The sequence below is a fragment of the Mesorhizobium sp. BR1-1-6 genome, from assembly GCF_020165355.1.
Taxonomy (GTDB): Bacteria; Pseudomonadota; Alphaproteobacteria; order Rhizobiales; family Rhizobiaceae; genus Mesorhizobium.
This window is the reverse complement of record NZ_JAIUHZ010000005.1, coordinates 86,584-109,706: the sequence shown is the minus strand read 5'-3', so window position 1 is coordinate 109,706 and position 23,123 is coordinate 86,584. Positions and strand designations below refer to the sequence as shown.

22 protein-coding genes are annotated in these 23,123 nt (G+C 63.5%); 18 read left to right on the top strand and 4 right to left on the bottom strand.

The features are described from left to right. Nucleotides 1–42: 42 nt before the first annotated feature. The 12 genes from LB545_RS12550 to LB545_RS12495 all read left to right on the top strand — a co-directional run bounded on the left by LB545_RS12550 (nt 43) and on the right by LB545_RS12495 (nt 13,609). Nucleotides 43–3,402: an SPOR domain-containing protein gene (locus LB545_RS12550; RefSeq protein ID WP_224705159.1), complete on the top strand. Its 3,360-nt coding sequence runs from the start codon at nt 43–45 to the stop codon at nt 3,400–3,402. A 125-nt stretch (nt 3,403–3,527) separates the two neighbouring features. After that, the gene (gene nagZ / locus LB545_RS12545; RefSeq protein WP_140517130.1) at nt 3,528–4,547 is read left to right on the top strand and encodes a beta-N-acetylhexosaminidase; all 1,020 of its coding nucleotides are present in this window, start codon (nt 3,528–3,530) and stop codon (nt 4,545–4,547) included. A gap of 60 nt (nt 4,548–4,607) precedes the next feature. Further along, nucleotides 4,608–5,411 carry a segregation and condensation protein A gene (locus tag LB545_RS12540; protein WP_140623496.1) on the top strand — a complete coding sequence of 268 codons (804 nt, stop codon included), beginning with the start codon at nt 4,608–4,610 and terminating at the stop codon, nt 5,409–5,411. Then, nucleotides 5,408–6,187 carry an SMC-Scp complex subunit ScpB gene (gene scpB, locus LB545_RS12535; protein WP_140896054.1) on the top strand — a complete coding sequence of 260 codons (780 nt, stop codon included), beginning with the start codon at nt 5,408–5,410 and terminating at the stop codon, nt 6,185–6,187. The genes LB545_RS12540 and scpB overlap by 4 nt, the downstream gene beginning before the upstream one ends. Before the next feature lie 179 nt (nt 6,188–6,366). Continuing rightward, complete coding sequence (locus tag LB545_RS12530; protein WP_015317533.1) at nt 6,367–6,588, top strand: twin-arginine translocase TatA/TatE family subunit; 222 nt, start codon at nt 6,367–6,369, stop codon at nt 6,586–6,588. An 86-nt stretch (nt 6,589–6,674) separates the two neighbouring features. After that, nucleotides 6,675–7,409 carry a Sec-independent protein translocase protein TatB gene (gene tatB / locus LB545_RS12525; protein ID WP_140521033.1) on the top strand — a complete coding sequence of 245 codons (735 nt, stop codon included), beginning with the start codon at nt 6,675–6,677 and terminating at the stop codon, nt 7,407–7,409. After that, entirely contained in the window at nt 7,406–8,269 is an 864-nt protein-coding gene (tatC, locus tag LB545_RS12520; protein ID WP_140495766.1) for a twin-arginine translocase subunit TatC, read from the top strand. The genes tatB and tatC overlap by 4 nt, the downstream gene beginning before the upstream one ends. Before the next feature lie 376 nt (nt 8,270–8,645). Then, nucleotides 8,646–9,950, top strand: a complete 1,305-nt coding sequence (gene serS, locus LB545_RS12515; protein WP_140495767.1) for a serine--tRNA ligase — start codon at nt 8,646–8,648, stop codon at nt 9,948–9,950. Further along, entirely contained in the window at nt 9,950–10,708 is a 759-nt protein-coding gene (gene surE / locus LB545_RS12510) for a 5'/3'-nucleotidase SurE (protein WP_140495768.1), read from the top strand. The genes serS and surE overlap by 1 nt, the downstream gene beginning before the upstream one ends. Beyond that, nucleotides 10,705–11,358, top strand: a complete 654-nt coding sequence (locus LB545_RS12505; RefSeq protein WP_140495769.1) for a protein-L-isoaspartate(D-aspartate) O-methyltransferase — start codon at nt 10,705–10,707, stop codon at nt 11,356–11,358. Before surE ends, LB545_RS12505 begins: the two co-directional genes overlap by 4 nt. A 177-nt stretch (nt 11,359–11,535) precedes the next feature. Then, nucleotides 11,536–13,065 carry a LysM peptidoglycan-binding domain-containing M23 family metallopeptidase gene (locus tag LB545_RS12500; RefSeq protein WP_140521032.1) on the top strand — a complete coding sequence of 510 codons (1,530 nt, stop codon included), beginning with the start codon at nt 11,536–11,538 and terminating at the stop codon, nt 13,063–13,065. A gap of 238 nt (nt 13,066–13,303) precedes the next feature. After that, on the top strand, nt 13,304–13,609 hold the full coding sequence (locus LB545_RS12495; protein WP_140495771.1) for a hypothetical protein: 306 nt from the start codon (nt 13,304–13,306) through the stop codon (nt 13,607–13,609). Nucleotides 13,610–13,692: 83 nt separating this feature from the next. Here the strand turns inward: LB545_RS12495 and LB545_RS12490 are convergent, their stop codons facing one another. Beyond that, nucleotides 13,693–14,568 (bottom strand): ATP-binding protein, encoded by an 876-nt coding sequence (locus LB545_RS12490; RefSeq protein WP_140880581.1) that lies wholly within the window; start codon nt 14,566–14,568, stop codon nt 13,693–13,695. 287 nt (nt 14,569–14,855) lie between these two features. Here LB545_RS12490 and yajC point away from each other — a divergent pair, with 287 nt between their 5' ends. From yajC to LB545_RS12460, 6 genes are all read left to right on the top strand, one after another. Next, nucleotides 14,856–15,194, top strand: a complete 339-nt coding sequence (gene yajC, locus LB545_RS12485; RefSeq protein WP_140495773.1) for a preprotein translocase subunit YajC — start codon at nt 14,856–14,858, stop codon at nt 15,192–15,194. 51 nt (nt 15,195–15,245) lie between these two features. Next, nucleotides 15,246–17,798 (top strand): protein translocase subunit SecDF, encoded by a 2,553-nt coding sequence (secDF, locus tag LB545_RS12480; RefSeq protein ID WP_140495775.1) that lies wholly within the window; start codon nt 15,246–15,248, stop codon nt 17,796–17,798. Between the two features lie 29 nt (nt 17,799–17,827). Continuing rightward, nucleotides 17,828–18,217: an Mth938-like domain-containing protein gene (locus LB545_RS12475; protein WP_140495776.1), complete on the top strand. Its 390-nt coding sequence runs from the start codon at nt 17,828–17,830 to the stop codon at nt 18,215–18,217. A 25-nt stretch (nt 18,218–18,242) separates the two neighbouring features. Continuing rightward, nucleotides 18,243–19,058: a phytoene/squalene synthase family protein gene (locus tag LB545_RS12470; protein WP_224705157.1), complete on the top strand. Its 816-nt coding sequence runs from the start codon at nt 18,243–18,245 to the stop codon at nt 19,056–19,058. A gap of 82 nt (nt 19,059–19,140) precedes the next feature. Beyond that, nucleotides 19,141–19,575, top strand: a complete 435-nt coding sequence (locus LB545_RS12465; protein WP_224705155.1) for a type II secretion system protein — start codon at nt 19,141–19,143, stop codon at nt 19,573–19,575. Further along, the gene (locus LB545_RS12460; RefSeq protein ID WP_181181908.1) at nt 19,575–20,525 is read left to right on the top strand and encodes a sterol desaturase family protein; all 951 of its coding nucleotides are present in this window, start codon (nt 19,575–19,577) and stop codon (nt 20,523–20,525) included. Before LB545_RS12465 ends, LB545_RS12460 begins: the two co-directional genes overlap by 1 nt. A gap of 17 nt (nt 20,526–20,542) precedes the next feature. On the opposite strand, the gene LB545_RS12455 is transcribed toward LB545_RS12460, so the two are convergent. The 3 genes from LB545_RS12455 to trmFO form a co-directional block, all read right to left on the bottom strand. Then, nucleotides 20,543–20,872: a type II toxin-antitoxin system RelE/ParE family toxin gene (locus tag LB545_RS12455; protein WP_181181909.1), complete on the bottom strand. Its 330-nt coding sequence runs from the start codon at nt 20,870–20,872 to the stop codon at nt 20,543–20,545. Beyond that, nucleotides 20,856–21,146: a type II toxin-antitoxin system ParD family antitoxin gene (locus LB545_RS12450; RefSeq protein WP_224705153.1), complete on the bottom strand. Its 291-nt coding sequence runs from the start codon at nt 21,144–21,146 to the stop codon at nt 20,856–20,858. The genes LB545_RS12455 and LB545_RS12450 overlap by 17 nt, the downstream gene beginning before the upstream one ends. Before the next feature lie 64 nt (nt 21,147–21,210). Then, nucleotides 21,211–22,620: a methylenetetrahydrofolate--tRNA-(uracil(54)-C(5))-methyltransferase (FADH(2)-oxidizing) TrmFO gene (gene trmFO, locus LB545_RS12445; protein WP_140564091.1), complete on the bottom strand. Its 1,410-nt coding sequence runs from the start codon at nt 22,618–22,620 to the stop codon at nt 21,211–21,213. Nucleotides 22,621–23,123: the final 503 nt, after the last annotated feature.

Genomic DNA, 23,123 nt, shown 5'->3' with positions numbered 1-23,123 from the left:
GACGTCCATGGCGTCCGAATGAGTGCGAGTTCGGGAACAATAATGGCAGACAGAACCCAGCTGAGAATAGCCGACAACAACGACATCGCCAACGATGATCCGTTCGCGGAACTGACCAGGATCATGGGGTTCGACCCGCGCCAGCCGGTCAAGCCACAGGCGCCCGCCCAACCGAAAGCCGCCGCTGATCAGCAGGCGCAGGAGGTCGATTTCGACCTCGATCTCGAAAAGGAGTTGATGGGCGACTTCGACTTTGCCGAAGGCAACGCCGCGACGGTCGCCGATGTTGATGAGCCGGCGTTCGACGCCGCCGCTACCGACGGCATGGATGACGAACTCGCCATGGCGTTCGACGACATGCAGCTCGACGATGAGCATGGTGCCGACGACGCTGTTGCCGAGGCCGCGCCAACCGTCGATGCCGCTTTCGATACGGATTTCGACGATGCGGTAGCCAGCTCTCTCGATGGCGTTTCGCCGCTCGATGACGATCTGCCCATGGCGGACGAGCTTGCGGCATCGCTCGATCAGGACTTCCGGCTTGATGACGCGACCGATGCGGCCGAGCCCGCCTTGGCCGCCGAAGTGGCGGAGCCTACCGTCGACCATGAATTCGACGATGGCTTTGCCCTTTCGCTCGAAGACGAACTGATGCTCGATGGTCACGTGGCGCAGCTGCAGCCTGAAGCGGCCGCGGCTCCGGTCGAGCTTCCCCTCGAGACGGCGCTGAACGCGAACCAGGCGGTTTCCGAAGAGGATTTTGGCGATCGCTTTGATGACGCCACGGCTTTCGGCGACACGTTGGCGGATATCGATTTCGATCTGGCTGCCGATCACTCGGTCGCGACCGATGCGCCCGTGGCTGCGGAGACGGATGCGCTTGACGCGCACGACGTGACCGCCGAGACGGCCGATGCGCACGAAATGGATGACGTGTTCGCCAAGGTGACGGATGCGGAAGGCGAGACAGCAGACCTGGCCGCCGATGCGCCGCTGGACGATGCTTTCGAGCAGGATTTCAACGACGCGCTTGCCGAAGCGACGGACGAGCCGGCCGCTGAGCCTGTGGCTGCCCCCGTTCAGCCCGCCGCCCCGGCTATGGCCGAACCGGTGCATGCCGCCGCCGACGAGCGTAGCCTTGAAGACGAGTTGAACGCGCTGTTGGGCGCCATGAGCGCACGCCCGGCGCCGGTGGCCGAGGAGGAGGTCGCGGTTCAGCAGCCTGTCGCCGCGACCGCGAAACCCGACGAAGAACCGGCGGCCGGTGACCTCGACTGGAACCTGGACGAACCTGCGGCGGCGCAGCAGCATCAGGCGGTCTCGGCCGCTGACGTCGATCTTGACGATCTCATGCTCGATGAGCTTCAGGACCAGGACCTCGGCGCGCATGCCGCTGCCTCTGAAGGCGATGATTTCGAAGCGGAACTCGCCGCAAGCATCGACCTGGCCGAAGGAATCGACCGGGATGAAGACCTCGCAGCGGATTCCGCCGCGCCGGAAACTTTCCGCGACGATCCCCTCGATTGGCTGACGATGCAGTCCACGCCGCCCGAGCCGGCCCGCTCGTGGAGCCGGGTTACGCCGGTCCCACAGCCGCAACAGGCGAGTTTTACCGCCCAGCCGATGGCTTCGGCGGCCCCCATGGCCGCGGCGCCGTCTACCGCGGTCCCGACCTATCGTGCGGCCGAGCCTGCCGCTTATGCGGCGCCGGCCGCCGCACAGCGCGAGCAGTCCGCGTTCGATGACGAGATGCCTGATGTCGAGACCGTCGATGTGCCGGAGCGCGTCGTGGCGCTTCAGGATGATCTCGAGATTCCGGAATTGCACTTCGAAGAGGACGAGCCGGCCGCGCCCGGCTACGACGATCTCGACGCCGAATTCTCCAATCTGCTGACCGAGATGAATACAGTGGATGTCGCTGCGGCTCCCGCAAACACCAGCGCGCCCTATGCCGACGACTCCTACAATCCCGGCTTCAAGTCGGGATACGATGCCTTTGAACAGGGCTATGAGGCTCTCAAGCCGGGCTATGAGACGCTCAAGCCGGGCTATGAGGGGCTCAAGCCGGGCTATCAGCCCGAGGCGCGCACCTACGCGGCACGGCCAGCGGAAATGTCTGCCCGCGCGACAGCGCCGGCGGGTTATGCCGACGCCACCAATGGCTTCGACGTCGACGACTTGCCCGGCAGCCAGCCGGTTTCACAGGCCGACGATTTTGCCGTCGACGAGCTCGACTACGATCCCGAGCTGGACGAGGCGATGTCGGTTCCTGGTCTCGCCGAACGCGAGGCCGGCGGGTCGCCGCGCAGGCGCGGCCTGCTCATCGCCGCCATTGTCGGTGCAGTCGTTGTCACCGGAGGCCTCGGCGCCTTCGCGCTGTCTCCGGGCGGCCAGGGCGGCAGCGACGCCCCGGTCCTGGTCAAGGCGGATAACGCACCGATCAAGGTCAAGCCGGAAAATCCGGGCGGCGCCGTGGTGCCGAACCAGGACAACAAGGTCTACGACGCGGTCGCCAAGGGCGCCAAGCCCGCCGAGCCGGTCCAGCAGAAGCTCGTCACCAATGTCGAGGAACCGGTCGATGTGGCGGCGAAAGATCCGGCTCGCGCCGTCGATCTCTCGCCCGACCAGACCGCAGCCGACGCGACCGACGGCGACGGCGGCGATGCTCCAACCGCCGTTGCGGCGCCAGCCGATAACGCCGCGCCCGCAGCCAAATCCGAGGACCGCATCGCGCAGGTCCTCCAGGATGCCGACAAGGGAACGAATCCCGACGTCGTCGCCGTGGCGCCGCGCAAGGTTAGGACCATGGTGGTCAAATCGGACGGGTCGCTGGTGCCGCGTGAGGATCCGGCGCCCGCCGCACCGAAAGTGGCTGCCGTGGAGCCGGTCGATCCGGCGCCGCAACATGTCGCGCCGTCGGCTCAGGCCGATGCCGACCAGACCGGCACGGTGGCGCCGGACGCCGCGCAGGCGGCCGACGAGCCAGCCCTGAAACCGGTGACCGAGCCCAAGGCGGAAGCCAAGGCCCAGTCGGCCAACACGCCGGCCAAGGTCCCGGTCGCGCCGCAGCGCCCGTCCGACCAGCCGGTCGACGTGGTCGGCGAGGTCAAGCCCGATCAGGTTGCCTCCATCAGTCCCGCGGCGCCCTCGACCGGCGGCGGTTCGTGGTCGATGCAGATCGCCTCGCAGCCGACGGTCGAAAGCGCGCAGTCGACCTATCAGGATCTGCAGCGTCGCTATGGCGGCGTGCTTTCCGGCCGCACCGCCAACATCGTCAAGGCGGAGATCGCCGGCAAGGGGACTTTCTACCGCGTCCGCGTGCCCGCGCAGTCGCGCAACGATGCCATCAATCTGTGCACCAGCTACAAGGCTGCCGGCGGCAACTGCTTCGTGTCGAGGTAGTCATTCACCTCCCGTGTCGGAGGAGAGCAGTTTGAAAACCGGCGCGGCCTCAACGCCGCGCCGTTTTCTTTTTGCACTTTTCGACGTGATTCCCTTTGGCCGCGGAAGATTCTAGACTCGTCGGCATGACCGAATCAAAATCCATGATCCTCGGCTGTGCCGGGAAATCGCTCACCCGCGAAGAAATCAGTTTCTATCGCAATGAATGCCCGTGGGCCTTCATCCTGTTTGCCCGCAACATCAGCGAGACCGAGCAGATCCGCGATCTGGTCGCCGAGATGCGCGACTGCATCGGACGGCCGGACGCGCTGGTGTTCATCGACCAGGAAGGCGGCAGGGTGCAGCGGCTGCGGCCGCCGCTGGCGCCGAACTATCCAGCCGGCGGCGCGCTCGGTGCGCTGTGGCGCGACGACCATGACGCCGGAGCCCGTGCCGCCTGGCTGATGGCGCGGCTGCACGCTTTCGACCTTCTGCGCTACGGCATCACGGCGGATTGCCTGCCGGTGCTCGACGTGCCGATCGAAGGGGCGAGCGACGTCATCGGCGCGCGCGCCTATGGCAAGGAGCCGCGCCCGGTCATCGAACTCGGTCGCGCCGCGGCGGAAGGCCTGATGTCTGGCGGCGTGCTGCCGGTCATGAAGCATATTCCCGGCCATGGCCGGGCTTTCGCGGACACGCATTTCGAACTGCCTGTCGTCGACGCTTCGATGAGCGAGCTGCAGCGGCACGATTTTGCGCCGTTCAGGGAACTCAACCACCTGCCGATGGCCATGACCGCGCATGTCGTCTACAGCGCGATCGATCCGAAAAACCCGGCAACCACCTCCGGCAAGGTCATCGACGAGATCATTCGCCGCGAGATCGGCTTCGATGGGCTGCTGATGAGCGACGACACCTCGATGAAGGCACTTTCTGGGGATTTCCCGACAAAGGCGGCCTCGATCCTTGCGGCCGGCTGCGATCTGGTCCTTCACTGCAACGGCGTTTTCGAGGAGATGGCGGGCATCGCATCGCGAACCAAAGGGCTTGAGGGCAAGTCGCTTGAGCGCGCAAACCGGGCAATGACCTATATAGAAAAACGCGACGCGGCTGAAGAAACCGAGATACGCGCCGAATTCGCCACCTATTTCGATGCGGTGGCCTGACAGAGGGAAGAACGGGACGTGGCGGAAGCATTGGAAAGCAAGGCCGGGAAGGCCGCACCGATGGACCGCCTGTGGGCCGAAAGCGATGATACCCGGCTGACCGGCGATCCGTCGCTGGTCGTCGACGTCGCAGGATTCGAAGGCCCGCTCGATCTTCTGCTGCATCTTGCCCGCAACCAGAAGGTCGATCTCGCGCGCATTTCCATCCTGGCGCTGGCCGAGCAGTATTTGGCCTTCGTCGAGACGGCGAGGGCACTGAGACTTGAGCTCGCCGCGGACTATCTGGTGATGGCGGCGTGGCTCGCCTTCCTCAAATCGAAGCTTTTGATCCCGAAGCAGCCGGGCGAGGAAGGCGAAAGCGGCGAGGAACTGGCGGCGGTGCTGCAATTCCGGCTCAAGCGGCTGGAAGCCATGCGCGATGCATCGGCGCGGCTGGTCAACCGGAACCGGCTCGGCCGCGACGTGTTCGCGCGCGGCATGCCGGAAATGGTCATCATCGAGAAGCGCAATGCCTATTCGGCGTCGCTCTACGATCTGCTCACCGCCTATGCCCAGCAGCGGCAGAAGCAGGCAATCACCAATGTCACGATCGCCAGGCGCGGCGTCTGGTCGCTCAAGGACGCCCGCGATATCCTGACAAGGCTGATCGGCTCGCTGCAGGACTGGACGGCGCTCGACAGTTTTCTCGTCCGATATCTGTCCAGCCCGGAAGAGCGGCGCACCGCGATCGCCAGCTCGTTCGCGGCGACACTGGAACTCGTGCGCGAGGGCAAGATGGATGTGCGGCAGGACGAGGTGTTCGCGCCGATCTATTTGCGCGACCACCGCGCACAGGCAATCAAGGCAGTCGAGGTGGCATCATGAGCGAACGCGCCAACGCTTCGGTTGTCCCGTTCAAGATGGACAACGAACCGGAGGAGGGCGAGATCGACCAGGCTTCGGTTCAGAATCCGACCCAGAATCCGGCGCAGAATCCCGCCGAGCGGCTGCATATGGCGGAGGCGGTGCGCATGGCCGAGGCGATCGTTTTCGCCAGTGCCGAGCCGGTCAGCGAAAAGCAGTTGGCCGCGCGCCTTCCCGATGGCATCAACATCGCGCTCGCGATGGCCGAGCTGCAGCAGATCTATGCGCGGCGCGGCGTCAACCTGGTGCGGGTCGGCGATGCCTGGGCGTTTCGCACCGCCGGCGATCTCGCCTTCCTGATGAGCCGCGACACCGTCCAGCAGCGCAAGCTGTCGCGCGCGGCGCTCGAAGTGCTGGCGATCATCGCCTATCACCAGCCGGTGACGCGCGCCGAGATCGAGGACATCAGAGGCGTCGAAACCTCGAAGGGCACGCTGGATACGCTCTTGGAGACGGAATGGGTACGCATGCGCGGCAGGCGCAAAACGCCCGGCCGTCCCGTGACCTATGGCACCACCGAAACCTTCCTCGACCATTTCGCGCTCGAGGAAATCCGCGATCTCCCCGGCATGGAGGAGTTGAAGGGCGCCGGCCTGCTTTCGGGCCGCATGCCGTCGAATTTCTCCATTCCGCAGCCGCCGGCCGATCCGGATGCGCTGACCGAGGACGAGGATCCGCTGACCGATATCGATCTCGAGGAACTCGGCCTGCTGACGCCGCGCGTCACGGAAGATTGACCACAAGCCCCTGTTCCTGGAGGCTTTCCCGGGCTAGATGCGCCGATTGGTAGCGGACCGCATCGCCGAAAATGCGTGACATCCGACACCCTTTCATAAACTCTGTCGCGGTTGTGTTTGAATCCCAACGCGAAAACGCATAGATCATCGCCAGGGAAACCATTCGAGAGAGAGTTGCTATGGGTTCATTTTCGATTTGGCACTGGATGATCGTGCTGGTCATCGTGCTTCTGGTGTTCGGCCGCGGCAAGATACCCGAGCTGATGGGCGACATGGCCAAGGGTATCAAGAGCTTCAAGAAGGGCATGGCCGACGACGACGTTGCCGACGACAAGCGTACCGTCGAACATCGCGCCGACGAAACCGTTTCGGCAGCGAAGGAAAAGGCCAGCAAGAGCTGAGCCAAGGGTTGTTGCTTTTGTGTGTGTCGTTGTCCCAGAACCGCTTCGCACTTTTGGGCGGCATGCATTAGTCGGAACGGATAGCCATGTTTGAAGTCGGCTGGACCGAAATGCTGGTGATCGCGATCGTTATGATCGTGGTCGTCGGGCCGAAGGATTTGCCCAACATGCTGCGCACCTTCGGCCGCACGACGGCGAAGCTGCGTGCCATGGCGGCCGATTTCCAGAAGCAGTTCAACGAGGCGCTGAAGGAAGCGGAGCTCGACGACGTCAAGAAATCGGTCGACGAGCTAAGGGGGCTCAGCCCGGTTGCCGAGATCAGGAAACAGCTCAATCCGTTCGAGCAGGCGGCCGCCGATGTACGTTCCGGCGTCGACGCGGCGATGAAGCCGAAGCCGGCCGTCGATACGGCAGCGCCCGCCGGCTCGGTGCCGCAGGCGGCCGAACCGTTGAAGAACGGCGCGACCACCATGCCGGGGCCCACTGAACCCGATACCGCGCCGGCCGCGCCGATCTTCCCAGTCATGACCGATGAATCGGTGGTGGCGTCCTCAGCGCCGACAGAGCTGGCGCCAAAGACACCTGCGGCAGGGAAAGCGGCCAAGCCCGCCAAGGCTTCGGCGAACGGCGCGAAAGCTTCCACGCCTGCGAAAGCGGCGACCGCCAAACCCGCGCCAGCACCCAAAGCGCCGGCGAAGCCCGTGGCGGCGTCAAAGGCTGCCAAACCGGCAGCAGCCAAGGCGGCGACGACCAAGGCCGAGGCGAAACCGGCTCCAGCGAAGAAGTCAGTGGCCAAAAAGACGGCGGGAGCCGCCAAGTGAGCGTTTCGGACAAGGAAAAGGACGAGATCGAGAAATCCTCGGCGCCGCTGATGGAGCATCTCATCGAGTTGCGCCGCCGGCTGATCTGGTCGCTCGGCGGCTTCTTCGCCGCGTTCCTGGTCTGCTTCTTCTTCGCCAAGAAGCTGTTCAACCTACTTGTCGTGCCATTCAAATGGGCGACGCAATGGGCGGGGCTCGACCCGCACAAGGTCGAGCTGATCTATACCGCGCCGCAGGAATTCTTCTTCACGCAGGTCAAGCTCGCCATGTTCGGCGGCATGGTGATCGCCTTTCCGCTGATCGCCACGCAGATCTACAAGTTCATCGCGCCCGGCCTCTACAAGAACGAACGCAACGCCTTCCTGCCGTTCCTGATCGCGTCGCCAATCCTGTTCCTGATGGGCGCCTCGCTGGTCTATTTCTTCTTCACGCCGATGGTGATGTGGTTTTTCCTCGCCATGCAGCAGTCGGGCACCAACGACCAGGTGCAGATTTCGCTGCTGCCGAAGGTGTCGGAATATCTCAGCCTGATCATGACGCTGATCTTCTCCTTCGGCCTGGTATTCCAACTGCCGGTGGTGACCAGCCTGATGACGCGCGTCGGCATGCTGTCATCCAAGGCGCTGGCCGAGAAGCGCAAATGGGCGATCGTCATCGCCTTCGTCGTCGCGGCGGTGCTGACGCCGCCCGACCCGATGAGCCAGATCGGCCTCGCCATCCCGACCATCCTGCTCTACGAGGTCGCCATCTGGTCGGCGCGGATGATTGAACGCAGCCAGGAGCGCGAGCGCCTGGCGCGGGAGAAGCAGCAATCCGAGGAAGAGGTGGCGGAAAAGCCGGCAGACGCATCCTCCACATAGGGCAGGCGCGTCGCCCCTGCGGGCTGCCGGCCTCGGAATCGGTGCGCGGCCCGGTGCCGATAGGAATTTTTTCTTGACTTGGTGCCCGCCGCTATGGTACATATTCGGTTATGGTGCTGATTTGCGCCAACGACCCGCCGCCGAGGCGGGTTTTTTATTTCTGGACTGTCGCGCTATCCCTCACCACTCGAAAGCGGGCTCGCGGCCCCTGCCGTCAGCAAGCCCGATCTTGCATCGATCAGAGATGCGGTTTACCCCCTCTGGCCTGAAACGCATCGCGAAACCGACGATGCGTTTCAGGCTATATTCTTGGAGCATATCGTAGCGCAAACCGCCGCGCGCTTTGGCGGCAAGCTACCGCAGGAGCTTTCAGACCATGCTTGACATCAAATGGATTCGCGACAACCCGAAGGCCCTTGTCGAGGCGCTGGTCAAGCGCTCGTGGTCGGTCGAGGAAGCGCAGTCCACCGTCGATGACCTGATCGCCAGGGACGAGGCGCGGCGCGAACATGTCACCGAGCTGCAGACCAAGCAGGAACGCCGCAACGCCGCCTCGAAAGAGATCGGCAACGCCATGCGTTCGGGCGATGCCGCCCTTGCCGAAAAACTGAAAGCCGAAGTCGGCGAGATAAAAACCTTCATCCAGAACGGCGAGGCGCGCGAGCGCGAGCTCGACAAGGCGCTGAACGACGCGCTGGCGGTGCTGCCCAATGTGCCGCTCGACGATGTGCCGGTCGGCAAGGACGAGCACGACAACGTGGTCAAGCATATCGTCGGCAAGGTGCCGACCCGCCCGAACTGGGTGAAGGAGCATTTCGAGATCGGCGAAGCGCTCGGCATGATGGATTTCGAGCGTGCGGCAAAGCTGTCGGGCTCGCGCTTCACCGTGCTGAAGAGCGGGCTGGCGCGGATGGAACGCGCGATCGGCCAGTTCATGCTCGACCTGCACACGACCGAGCATGGCTATGAGGAAGTCATCCCGCCGCTGATGGTCAAGGACGATGTTCTTTTCGGCACCAACCAGCTGCCGAAGTTCGAGGAGGATCTGTTCTTCACGCCGCATGGGGACGGCAGGCTTGGCCTGATCCCCACCGCCGAAGTGCCGCTCACCAACCTCGTGCGCGAGGAGATCACCGCCCATGAGAAACTGCCGCTGCGCTACACCGCGCTGACGCCGTGCTTCCGCTCGGAGGCCGGCTCGGCAGGGCGCGACACGCGCGGCATGCTGCGCCAGCACCAGTTCTACAAGGTCGAGCTGGTGTCGATCACCGATCAGGAGTCCTCGCTCGCCGAGCATGAGCGGATGACCGAGTGTGCCGAGGAAGTGCTGAAGCGGCTCGAATTGCCGTTCCGCACCATGGTGCTGTGCACCGGGGACATGGGTTTTGGCGCGCGAAAAACCTATGACATCGAGGTGTGGCTGCCCGGCCAGAACGCCTATCGCGAAATCTCGTCCTGCTCTGTCTGCGGCGATTTCCAGGCCAGGCGCATGGAAGCCCGCTACAAGGACAAAGACGGCAAGGGCAACCGCTTCGTCCATACGCTGAACGGCTCAGGCACGGCTGTCGGGCGCGCACTTATCGCCGTCATCGAAAACTACCAGAACGAGGATGGCAGCGTAACCATTCCTGAAGTGCTGCGGCCTTATATGGGCGGGCTGGAAAAGATCGAATCGAAATAATGCGTATTCTCCTGACCAATGACGACGGCATTCATGCCGAGGGCCTGGCGTCGCTCGAGCGCGTCGCGCGCACATTGTCCGACGATGTCTGGGTGGTGGCGCCGGAGCAGGACCAGTCCGGCTATGCGCACTCGCTCTCGATCTCGGAGCCGCTGCGGCTGAGGAAAATCGGCGAGAAGCACTTTGCCGTGCGCGGCACGCCGACCGACTGCGTCATCATGGGCGTGAAGAAGATTCTGCCCGGCGCGCCCGACCTGATCCTGTCGGGCATCAATTCCGGCGCCAACATCGCTGACGACGTCACCTATTCGGGAACCGTCGCCGGCGCGATGGAGGGCGCGTTGCTCGGCATACGCTCGATCGCGCTCAGCCAGGGCTACAGCACTATCGGCGAGGACCGCGTCGTTCCCTACGAGACCACCGAGGCGCTGGCGCCGGCGCTGCTCAAGAAACTCGTCGCGACGCCGCTGCCGGACGGCGTGCTGCTCAACGTCAATTTTCCGAACTGCCTGCCTGAAGAGGTCGCCGGCACGGTGGTCACCTCGCAGGGCAAGCTCGTACACAGCCTGTGGGTCGAGGAACGCCGCGATGGGCGCGGGCTGCCGTACTACTGGCTGCGCTTCGGCCGCGAACCCGTCGAGGGCAAGCAGGGCACCGACCTTTTTGCGCTGCGCAATCGCCTGGTGTCGGTGACGCCGTTGCAGCTCGACCTCACAGCGCATGAGATTCGTGACCAGCTGAGCAAGGCCCTTGCATGAACCTGCCGATCGATGACCGAGAAGGATTTGCCGCCTTCCTGCTGCGCCTGCGCGGCAGGGGGACCGTGCCGAAGGCGCTGATCGCGGCCTTCGAGGCGACACCGCGGCGCGGCTTCCTGGCCGCCCAATTCCATTCCATCGCCTGGTCGGACCGCATGCTGCCGATCGAATGCGGCGAAGCGATCGAGGGCGCGGACATGCAGGCGGCGGTGATCGCCGCACTCGCCATCGAAGTCGGGAATCGCGTGCTCGAGATCGGTACCGGCTCCGGTTATACGGCAGCGGTGATGTCGCGCCTGTCAGGCCGGGTTGTCACCATCGACCGCTACAAGACGCTGGTCGAACAGGCGCGGCAGCGCTTCGAGGCGCTCGGCATCGGCAACGTCATCGCGCGCCAGGTGGATGGTTCCTCCGGTTTGGCCGCAGAAGGCCCGTTCGACCGGATCGTCGCCTGGGCCGCCTTCGACAGCCTGCCGCGTTTCCTGCTCGACCAGTTGTCGAGCGGCGGCATCGTGATCGCGCCGATCGGACCGGAGGAGGGCGAGCAGGTGCTGGCCAAGCTCACCAAGGTCGGCAGCCGTTTCGAGCGCGAGGATATCGGCCTCGTGCGCCTGCAGCCGGTATTGCGCAGCCTGGCGGCCGTTATCTAGGGATTGTCCATGTCAGCCGGCCTGCAACGGCGGCTGCGCGTGCCTCTATATGGGCAGTCTGGGCGGCCTCAAATATTTTAAGAAATTTTGCGTCTGATTCTAAGGGGTTAACCGACCAGTAACATTAACGCGCTTTAATCCTGTCCAGTTGGTGCAGAGTTTGTGCGGGTTAGTGCGATGCAACTCAGTGTTTTGAAGGCAAACAATCGCAATTTGGCGCGGGGCTGCGCTGTTCTCATGATCGCGGGTGCCGCGGCTGGGTGCAGCTCGCAAGTGTCGCGGTTCAACGGCGTCGACGACGTCTTCACCTCCTCGACAAACAATCAGCGCGCCATCATCAACAAGCAGGATGCCGTGCAGCAGCCCTATCCGGGGGATGTCGCGGCCGCGCCGCTCGATGGCAGCCACACGCAGTCGGTCAGCCGCTCCAGCCTCGAACCGGTGTCGACGCGGCCGCTGCCGCCACCGGTCGCCCAGGCGCAGCCCGCTCCCGCGCTGGCACCCGCCGCCAATCCGGTGCGTGTTGCATCGGCGCCCGCTCTGGTGCGCCCGGCACCGCATGTCGACCGGACGGCGACCGGCACGGTTGCTCCCGCGGCCAAGCCCTTCAAGGATGCCCAGCCCGACGCCAAGGCAGCCGGCACGGCGCATGCCACCGAAATCGTCGTCAGGGACGGTGAAACGATCTCCGGGCTGGCGCAGCACTACAAGGTGCCGGCCGACGTGATCATGAAGGTCAACGGGCTGAGCGCGACCAAGGGGCTGAAGACCGGCCAGAAGATCATCATTCCGGCCTACGCCTATTCCAGCAAGGCCGAGCCCAAGATGGCCGATGCCAAGCCCGCTAATGGCAAGCGCGACGTGCCGGCCACCGCGCCGGAAAAGGTTGCCGTGCTGCCGCAGCAGCCGAAGCTCAAGGAGGGCAAGTCAGCCGCGCAGGTCGATGCTTCGGCCGCGGCGAACAAGCCCAAAGACAGCAAGCCCGCGCCGCAAATTGCCGCCGCCGCGCCCAAGGCCGGCGCCGGCGCCTATACGGTGCAGTCGGGCGATACGCTTTCCTCGATCGCCAGGAAGACTGGCGTCGGGGTTGTCGCCATCAAGCAGGCGAACGGCATGCAGGACGGCTTGCTGAAGATCGGCCAGACGCTGAAGGTGCCGGCCGGCGGAACGGCCACGGTGGCCGCCGCAAAGCCGGCGACGGTAGACCCGGTGACGACAGCCACGACGCAGCCGACGGCCAAGACGACGCCGTCGCAAACGCTGGCTTCCTACACGCCGCCGAAGAAGGACGCCAAGGTCATCCAGCAGGCCGAGGATGACGACGCTGTGGCGCCGGACGCCACCGGCATAGGCAAGATGCGCTGGCCGGTGCGCGGCCGCGTCATTTCCGGCTTCGGTTCCGGCAAGGACGGCGTCGACATCGCCGTGCCGGCGGGCACGCCGGTCAAGGCGGCCGAGAACGGCGTCGTCATCTATGCCGGCGATGGCCTCAAGGAATTCGGCAATACGGTGCTGGTGCGGCACGAGAATGGCCTGGTCACCGTCTACGGTCACGCCAGCTCGATCGAGGTCCAGCGCGGCCAGAAGGTCAAGCGCGGCCAGGAGATCGCGCTGTCGGGTATGAGCGGCACGACGGACTCGCCGAAGCTGCACTTCGAAGTGCGCAAGAACTCGGCCCCGGTCGATCCCTCCGGCTATCTCGAATAGTCGGGGCTATTTCGAATAGAATAAAAAAAGCGATTTGCGGGCCGCCTGACCTCCAGTCCGGCCCGCCGGCTCAGCCCGCCCCGCAAGGAGCGGGCTTTTTCAGTTGGTCGCGGGATGCACGTCGCAATCTCAATGTATGTCGTCGTTCCAAAACCAGGGCCGCCGTCAGAAAAGCGGTTATCTGCATTTTAACTAATGTAGAGGAAAGTCATTCTCGACGCTCTGCAAGGAGAGTGGAATGATTGAATCTGTCGAAGAGGATGAACTTCCGTCCGCCAGCCCAACGCATCGCTGGCAATCGCATGTGCGAGCAACTGCTTTAATTGTTGCACCGGTCATTTCGATCGCAAGTGCCGTTCTGGCCGGTTATTTCTCCTATGCGGTAATCAATACCAAACCGCCCACAGACATGTCCAAGCTGGCCATTTCCATCCTGAAATCAGGTGATGCTTCACCAGAAATGCAGGCCTGGGCGACTGACGCACTAGGGATACAAACCGATATTCCGATGGTCCTGGGAAGCATAAAGCCTGTGCGGGAATGAACACGATATAGACAACCCGGCGTCCACGGACGGGGTCGGCCACGAAGTTTGTGACCGGCTCCTGCCCACCCGTTGTACCCCGCCTAGTCTCTCAACGGCTTGCCGAGCCGGCCAGCCAGGTCCTGCGTGAACTGCCAGGCGACGCGGCCCGAGCGGCTGCCGCGTGTCGTCGCCCATTCCAGCGCCTCGGCGCGCAACTGCCCGGGGTCGATGTCGAGCCCATGATGGCTGGCGTAGCCGTTGACCATTTCGAGATATTCGTCCTGCGAACATTTGTGGAAGCCGAGCCACAAGCCGAAGCGATCGGAGAGCGAAACCTTCTCCTCGACCGCCTCGGACGGATTGATGGCGGTGGAGCGCTCATTGTCGATCATGTCTCGCGGCAGAAGATGGCGGCGGTTCGACGTGGCGTAGAAAATGACATTGGCCGGGCGGCCTTCGACGCCGCCTTCGAGTGCTGCCTTCAACGATTTGTAGGAGGTATCGTCATGGTCGAAGGAGAGGTCGTCGCAAAACAGGATGAAGCGGTAAGGCGCGGCCTTCAGCAGCGTCATCAGCTTCGGCAGCGTATCGATGTCCTCGCGATGGATCTCTATCAGCTTGAGCGGGCGGTCGAGTTTCGGCGAGGCGTTGATTGCGGCATGCACAGCCTTGACCAGCGACGATTTGCCCATGCCGCGCGCGCCCCACAAAAGCACGTTGTTGGCGGCATAGCCGGAGGCGAAGCGCTCCGTGTTGTCGACGAGGATGTCGCGCACGCGGTCGACGCCGCGGATCAGGCCGATGTCGACGCGGTTCACCTTGCGTACCGGCTCCAGGTAACCCGGATCCGCCTGCCAGACGAAGCAATCGGCTCCGCCAAGGTCGGTTTCGGGCACAGGCGGCGGGGCGAGGCGGCTGACCGCCTCGATCAGGCGGTCGAGTTTCTGGTTCAATGCGTCGATGCTGGTATCGGTCATCTCAGGTCTTTTGCTCTGGTTCCGCGAGGGAAGGTGTGGCCGGGTTCGATCCCGACGGTTTCGAAACTCGCTGCAACCGTTTGTTACAGCGCGATCTTTTGCGAAAACCCGCTCGCGCTTTTCGCGGTCATGCTCTAACACGGGCGAACAGGCCGGAAAAGCAGCCGATTTGCCCGGCCACGCAGTTGCATTGGCAACTTTACCGACTATATTCCGGCCAAATTTCGCGGGGCTGCCAAATCCACTGAACCGTTTGGCGGCTGTTTTCAAAATTCAGGAGTACCTCGATGTTCGTGACACCGGCATATGCCCAAGGCATTGGGGCTTCTCCCGACATGTTCATCAGCATTTTGCCGTTCGTCCTGATCTTCGTGATCATGTATTTTCTCATCATCCGGCCGCAGCGCACGCAGCTGAAGAAGCGCGGCGAGATGCTGGCGGCCGTGCGCCGCGGCGACACGGTCGTCACCGGCGGCGGCTTCGTCGGCAAGGTAACCAAGGTGATCGACGACCATGAGCTCGAGATCGACCTCGGTGGCGGCACGAAGGTGACGGCGTTGCGCTCGACGATCGCCGACGTGCGCGTCAAGGGCGAGCCGGTAGCGAACCAGAACGCCAAGAAATAACCAAATTCCAGGCGGAGCGATCCGCGGACACGCTCTGACGGACGACGCTATATGCTTTATTTCTCGCGCTTCAAGATGATCCTGATCTGGCTGGCCGTGGCCGCCACAGTGGTCCTCGCCGCGCCCAATCTCATTCCCGCAAGCACGCTGGCGCAGCTTCCGAGCTGGGTGCCCAAGCGGCAGATGACGCTCGGCCTCGACCTGCAGGGCGGCTCGCACATCCTGCTCCAGATGGATCAGAACGATCTGGTGAAGGCGCAGCTGGAGACGACGCGTGACGAGATCCGGACACTGCTGCGCGAGGCCAAGATAGGCTATACCGGCCTGGCGGGCACGGGCAGGACCGTACAGGTCCGCATACAGGACCCGAACCAGCTCGATGCGGCCAAGACGGCACTGAAGCCGCTGACCGATCCGGTCGCCGCCAGCCTGTTCACCGGCGGCTCCGTCCAGGAGATGGCGCTGGATGATTCCGAGCCCGGCCTGCTCAAATTCACCGTCACCGACGCCGGCATAAAATATCGCACGTCGGCTGCGTTGGCACAGTCGATCGAAGTCGTCGAACGCCGCGTCAACGAACTCGGCACCACCGAACCGATCGTGCAGCGGCAGGGCGACGACCGCATTCTGGTGCAGGTGCCCGGTTTGCAGGACCCGCAAAGGCTGAAGGAAATCATCGGCCAGACCGCCAAGCTGACCTTCCAGATGGTGGACCAGTCTATGCCGGTGCAGGATGCGCTGAAGGGCCGTCCGCCGGCCGGTTCATCGATCCTCTATTCGCAGGACGATCCGCCGGTTCCCTACCTGATCGAAAACCGCGTCATCGTTTCCGGCGAAGACCTCTCCAAAGCGACCGCAACCTACAACTCGCAGACCAACGAGCCGGTGGTTTCCTTCACCTTCAACTCGCGCGGCGCGACACGGTTCGGGCAGGCGACATCGCAGAATGTCGGCAAGCTGTTCGCCATCATCCTCGACAACCAGGTGATTTCGGCGCCGCAGATCCGCGAGCCGATCCTGGGCGGCAGCGGCCAGATCTCAGGCAATTTCACGGCCGAGAGCGCCAATGACCTCGCGGTCCTGCTGCGCGCAGGCGCGCTGCCGGCAAAGCTGACCGTGATCGAGGAGCGCACGGTGGGTCCGGGCCTCGGCCAAGATTCGATCCATGCCGGCAAGGTCGCCGGCATCATCGGCTCTATCCTTGTCGTCGCCTTCATGTTCGTCGCCTACGGCTTCCTCGGCTTCCTCGCCAACATCGCGCTGGCGGTGCACGTGGCGATGATCGTCGGACTGCTGTCGCTGCTTGGCGCGACACTGACCTTGCCAGGCATTGCCGGTATCGTGCTGACCATCGGCATGGCCGTCGATTCCAACGTGCTGATTTATGAGCGCATCCGCGAGGAGCGGCGCGCCGGACGCTCGGTGATCCAGGCGATCGACACCGGCTTCTCGAAGGCGCTGGCGACGATCGTCGATTCCAACGTCACCTCGCTGATCGCGACCGTGGTGCTGTTCTATCTCGGAACGGGGCCGGTGAAGGGCTTTGCCATCACCTACGCCATCGGCATCCTGACCACGGTGTTCACCGCCTTCACCTTTACCCGGCTGCTGGTGTCCATCTGGCTGCGCCGCGCGCGCCCGAAGGAATTGCCGCGGGCGCCGGTGACCTTCATTCCGCCCGGCACGAAGATCCCGTTCATGGGCATCCGCCGCTGGACCTTCGCGCTGTCGAGCCTGCTGTCGGTCCTGTCGGTGGTGCTGTTCATGACCGTCGACATCAATTACGGCATCGATTTCAAGGGCGGATCGCTGATCGAGGTGAAGTCCAAGAGCGGCAATGCCGATCTTGCCGACATCAGAGCCAGGCTCTCGGAACTGAATATCGGCGAAGTGCAGGTGCAGCAGTTCGGCGAGCCGAATGACGTGCTGATCCGTGTCGGCACGCAGGACGGCGGCGAGAATGCCGAGCAGACCGTCATCGACAAGGTTCGTGGCGAGTTGCAGGACAATTACGATTTCCGCCGCGTCGAGGTGGTGGGACCGACCGTGTCAGGAGAACTGGCCAAGCAAGGCACGATCGCCATGCTGGTCGCGCTGGTGGGTATCCTGATCTATGTCTGGTTCCGCTTCGAATGGCAGTTCGCGGTCGGCGCCATCGTGGCGACGGTCCATGACGTGGTCATGACCATAGGCTTCTTCGTTATAACCGGGCTGGAGTTCAACCAATCGTCGCTGGCGGCGATCCTGACCATCATCGGCTACTCGCTGAACGACACGATCGTGGTCTATGACCGCGTTCGCGAGGATCTCAGGAAATACAAGAAGATGCCGCTGCCGCAGCTCCTCAACAACGCCATCAACGAGACGCTGTCGCGAACGACGCTGACCTCGGTGACGACGATCCTGGCGCTCCTGGCACTGGTGCTGTTCGGCGGCGAGGTGATCCGCTCGTTCACGATGGCAATGCTGTTCGGCGTCATCTTCGGCACCTATTCGTCGATCTTCATCGCCGCGCCGCTGCTGATCCTATTCAAGCTGCGGCCGCAGGCCACGAGTTCGGACGAGGAAAAGCCGGTCGGCGGCGGCAAGGCGGTCGCGACCTGACGCGCGACCCGAAGGGCGGATCGGCAGGGATGGCCAAAGGTATCGTCATCCGCGAGGCGCATTTCCCCGGCCGCGCCCCTATCGAGGCGTATGGCAATGGCGGCTTCCGCTTCGCCGACATGTCGCATCGCGGTTCGCTTCTGTGCCTGCCGTCGGGTATCCATGGCTGGGAGCCGGCGGACCCATCTGCGCTGACGGTGGCGGATTTCGAACGGCTGCTGGCCCAGGCCGAGAAGATCGAAATCCTGCTGGTCGGCACGGGCAAGGATTTACGACCCTTGCCGGCGGGGCTTCGCGCCGCCTTGAAGACCGCGGGCATAGCCGCCGACCCGATGGCGACCGGTGCAGCGGTGCGGACATATAATGTCCTGCTCGCAGAGGATCGCGCGGTAGCCGCCGCGCTGATCGCCGTCGACTGACGTGGACCAAAAGGGCGAAATCGTCATGGGCGCCGTGCGCGCCGCCGACCATGACCGCTATCTCAGCGCGCTCTACGCGCCGACGGACAAGCGCGAAGCGCTGTTTTCGCTCTACGCCTTCAATGCCGAAATCGCGGGCATTCGGGATCGCATCCGCGAGGCCTTGCCGGGCGAGGTGCGGTTGCAATGGTGGCGCGATGTCATCGCAGCCGAAGGGTCCGAGACGGGCCATCCGATCGCGGATGCGCTGAAAGCGACGATTTCCAGGTACGGCCTGCCGAAACAGGCATTCGAGAATATGCTCGAGGCCCGGATATTCGACCTCTATGACGACCCGATGCCGTCGCGAACCGATCTCGAAGGCTATTGCGGCGAAACGGCAGCCGCGCTTATTCAACTGGCGGCAATGGTGCTGGATCCAGGAGTGGCGCCACGTTTCGCCGAACTGGCCGGTAGGGCCGGTTGCGCGCAGGCGATTACGGGACTGTTGCTCCTGCTGCCGCTGCACCGCAGTCGCGGACAGTGTTTTGTTCCGGCAGATATCCTGGCCGCGGCGGGTTCGTCTCCGGAGGAATTCGTCACCGACCATGGTGGACCAGGTGCGCAGCGCGCCGTCGCCGCCATGATCGCGCTGGCGCGGGAGCATCTCTCGGCCTTCGAGAAAGGCGCATCGGGTTTGCCGGCTTCGCTGCGCCCGGCCTTTCTGCCGCTGGTCCTGTCGCGAGCCTACCTGACGAAAATGGAACGCGGTTCGCCGCTCAACGGCACGGTGCGACTCTCGACCATGCGCCGCCACTGGCTCATGCTGCGTCGCGCGATGGTGGGCTGGCCAGCAGTTTGACGTAAACGTCAATTGTGTTAAGGGATCGCTCAACCGGGAACTGTTGCCAAGACAACAGGCCGGCTGGAGGAGATGCCTGTCCATGAGCCTGCCCGTGCTGGTCGTGATCGTCGTATTTGGCATCGCGCTGTCGGTCGCCGCCGTTCATTTCTCCGGCGGCAGCCGCAAGGCCAGGCTGGCCGATGCGGAGCAGGCGCGAGAGCGTTTTGCCGAGGATTTTCCGGATGAACCGGCGGCCGCCATCCACCTCACATCCGATGGCCGAACCGCGTTCCTGGAACTCGGGCGAGGGCGCCTTGGCATCGTCCATGCCATCGGAGATCGTTTCCTGACGCGTATCGTCACGCCGCGCGATGTATTGGCGCGGAGTGACGATGGTGCCGGGACGATTGCGCTGCGCCTTGCCGATTTCACCTGGAAAGGCGGTCACTTCACCTTCGCTAACGCTGCCGACGCGCACGCTGTGCTAAGAGTTCTTCAGCCGCAGCATCCTAGTTCGACCAGGGAGGCCGCGTGATGGGCGATTACAATTTCCCGCAGGTTACCCAGCTCGCCATCCCGTTCTTCGTTGCCGCCATCCTGATCGAGCTGTGGCTGGTGCGCACCGGCCGGGCCAAGGGCTCGTTCGAGACGCACGACACGCTGACCAGCCTGATGATGGGCACCGGCAATGTCGTCGCCGGGCTGCTGCTCGGCGTCGTCTCCTATTGGGCGCTGCTGTGGCTCTGGCAGTTCCGTTTCTTCAACCTCGGCCTGTCGATCTGGGTGTTCCTGGCGGCCTTCCTGCTCGATGATTTGCGCTACTACATCTACCACCGCATCGCGCATCGGGTGCGCTGGGTGTGGGCCGAGCACGTCAACCACCATTCCAGCCAGCACTACAATCTGTCGACGGCACTCAGGCAGAGCTGGACGGGCCTGTTCACCTTCATGTTCGTGCTGCAGGCGCCGCTGGTGCTGCTCGGCTTCCATCCGGCGGTGATTGCCTTCACCTTCGGCTTCAACCTTATCTGGCAGTTCTGGATCCACACCGAGACGATCGGCAAGATGTGGGGCTGGTTCGAATTCGTCTTCAACACGCCCTCGCACCACCGCGTCCACCACGCCACCAATCCGCGCTACCTTGACGCCAACTATGCCGGCACGTTGATCATCTGGGACCGCATGTTCGCCACCTTCGTCGAGGAGTTGGAGAGGGACCGCCCGCGCTACGGCATCGTGAAAAATCTTGGCACCTTCAATCCGCTGAAAGTGGCTTTCCACGAATGGATCGGCATGTTCAGGGATGCCTTCGCACCTGATCTGACCCTGAGCGACCGCCTGAACTATCTGATCAAGCCGCCCGGCTGGAGCCATGACGGCTCGCGCGAAACCTCCGAGAGCCTGAAAGCAGCCTATGTCAGGCGAAATCCGGGTGAGGCCGGGAAGCCCGGGCTGCGACCGGCGCGTGCCGAGCCGGCCGAGTAGTTATTTCGTGGGCCAATCTAGGACGGGCCCGATCCGCCATCTCGCATCAATGTCTCGTAGTCGCGGCCGCCGCAAAAGATGTTGACGATGCGAATGATGTCGCTCTCGATTATATAGGCTATGACGGCGGAGTGCTCGAACGGAACGGTTCGCAGTCCCGGCACGATGTCGTCGCGCAGGCGATCGCCACGAGGTGCGTTGCCGATGTTTTGACAACGGTCTTCAATTCGAAGCACGAATCTCAGCGCCGCGTTGGGGCTTCCGCCCGACTCAACTATGTATCTGAAAATGTTGGTAAGATCGTCTCTGGCACTTTCGCGATACTCGACCTCAAGCCGCCGAATCATCAATGCGGCTCGAATATTGCTCAGCGAATTTCTTAAGCTGGTCGCGAACCTCTTTTCCGGAAAGGTTCGGCCTTGTGTCCTCAATCGAAGATTTTACCCGCGCCCGGATCGACGCCATGCGTTCGGCATGCTCGTCCTCTTCGCGCTGGAAAGCGCGAAGTGCTGCGCGAATGACTTCGCTTGCCGAGCCGAAGGAACCGTCCTCGACTTTTTCGCGGATCATGCGCGCCATGGCGGGCGTGACGGTGACGGACAGTTTCTCGGCTGTTTCCATGCAATGACTCCCACTAGGCGAGTGGGATAGTATCCTACTTCCGCGGCAAGGCCAGTCAGTAAGGCTATTCCGCCGCTTGAGCTTGCGCCGGCAGTCCCAGCCATCGCCGGCAATCACCCAGCGCACGCGACGTGATCGCATGCCGCTTGGCGACCGTCTTGTCCTTGCCGCGCAGGCGTTTGCCTTCGATCTTCACCGCCTCGACAGGCGGGAACAGGCCGAAATTGACGTTCATCGGCTGGAAAGAGCGCTTTCCCGGCTCGTCGTCTGAAACAATGTGACCGCCGGTGATGTGGTTGAGCAGCGCTCCGAACGCCGTGGTGAGTGGCGGCAGCGACGGCGCGTGGCCGAGCCGCTCGGCGGCGGCGAAGCGGCCGGCGAGCAGGCCGATGGCGGCGCTTTCAACATAGCCTTCGCAACCGGTGATCTGGCCGGCGAAACGCAGGCCCGGGCGCGACTTCAGCTGCAGCGAGGCGTCGAGCAAGGTCGGCGAGTTGATGTAGGTGTTGCGATGCAGGCCGCCGAGGCGGGCGAATTCGGCGTTCTCCAGACCAGGAATCGTGCGGAAAATGCGCACCTGCTCGGCATGCTTCAATTTGGTCTGAAAGCCGACCATGTTGTAGAGCGTGCCCAGCGCATTGTCCTGCCGCAGTTGCACGACGGCGTAGGCTTTGACGGTTGGATTGTGCGCATTGGTCAGGCCCATCGGCTTCATCGGCCCGTAGCGCAGCGTCTCGACGCCACGCTCGGCCATGATCTCGATCGGCAGGCAGCCGTCGAAATAGGGCGTGCCTTCCCATTGCTTGAATTCTGTTTTCTGGCCGTCCACCAGTGCCTGCACGAAGGCAAGATACTGGTCCTTGTCCATGGGGCAGTTGATGTAGTCCTTGCCGGTGCCGCCGGGCCCGACCTTGTCGTAGCGCGACTGGAACCAGCAGGTGTCCATGTCGATCGTGTCGAAATGAATGATCGGCGCGATCGCATCGAAGAAGGCGAGCGCATCGGCGCCCGTCGCTTCGGCAATCGACTGTGCGAGCGAGGGTGCGGTCAGCGGGCCGGTGGCGATGATGGCCTGGTCCCATTCGACCGGCGGCAAGCCGGGTACTTCCTCGCGCTGGATGGAGATCAGCGGATGTGCCTCGATCCTGGCCGTCACCGCGTCGGAAAATCCGTCGCGGTCCACGGCCAGCGCCCCGCCGGCCGGCACCTGGTTGGCGTCGCCGGCGCTCATGATCAGCGAGCCGGCCAGCCGCATTTCGGCATGCAAAAGACCGACGGCGTTGTTCTCGGCGTCGTCGGAGCGGAAAGAATTGGAGCAAACGAGTTCGGCCAAGCCGTCGGTCTTGTGCGCCTCTGTGCCGCGAACGGGCCGCATTTCGTGCAGCACAACGGGAACGCCGGCTTGGGCTGCCTGCCATGCTGCTTCGGATCCGGCGAGGCCACCGCCGATGATGTGAATAGGTTTTTTGCTCATGAGCGCCGGAATAATCGCTTGGCGGGACGATTGCAATTGCCGCACCTGGAACATGCCGCGGCGGCGAAGGCGAAGGCTGCCCTGAAAACAACAACACCCGCCGGGGGAGGAGGTCCGGCGGGTGTCGTTTTGGGGGTCGACCCTCGGGAGGAGGTGAAGGCCGACCGTATTCGTCATCGCCGGGGAGGAGGTCGGCTTTGACGAAATTCCTTTCGCCGTTTGAAAAGGGGCGAAGCCTCTGGAGCAAAATTCGTTTTGCTCCGGGGAAACAACGCCCGCCGCGGGAGGAGGTGCGGCGGGCGCCGTTTGGGTGGCCAACCTTCGGGAGGAGGTGAAGGTCGGGCCTATCCGTCATCGCCGGGGAGGAGGTCGGCTTTGACGAAATTCTTTTCGCCATTTTGAAGAGGGGCGAAGCCTCTGAAGCAAAACTCGTTTTGCTCCGGGAAACAACGCCCGCCGCGGGAGGAGGTGCGGCGGGCGCCGTTTTGGTGGTCAACCCTTGG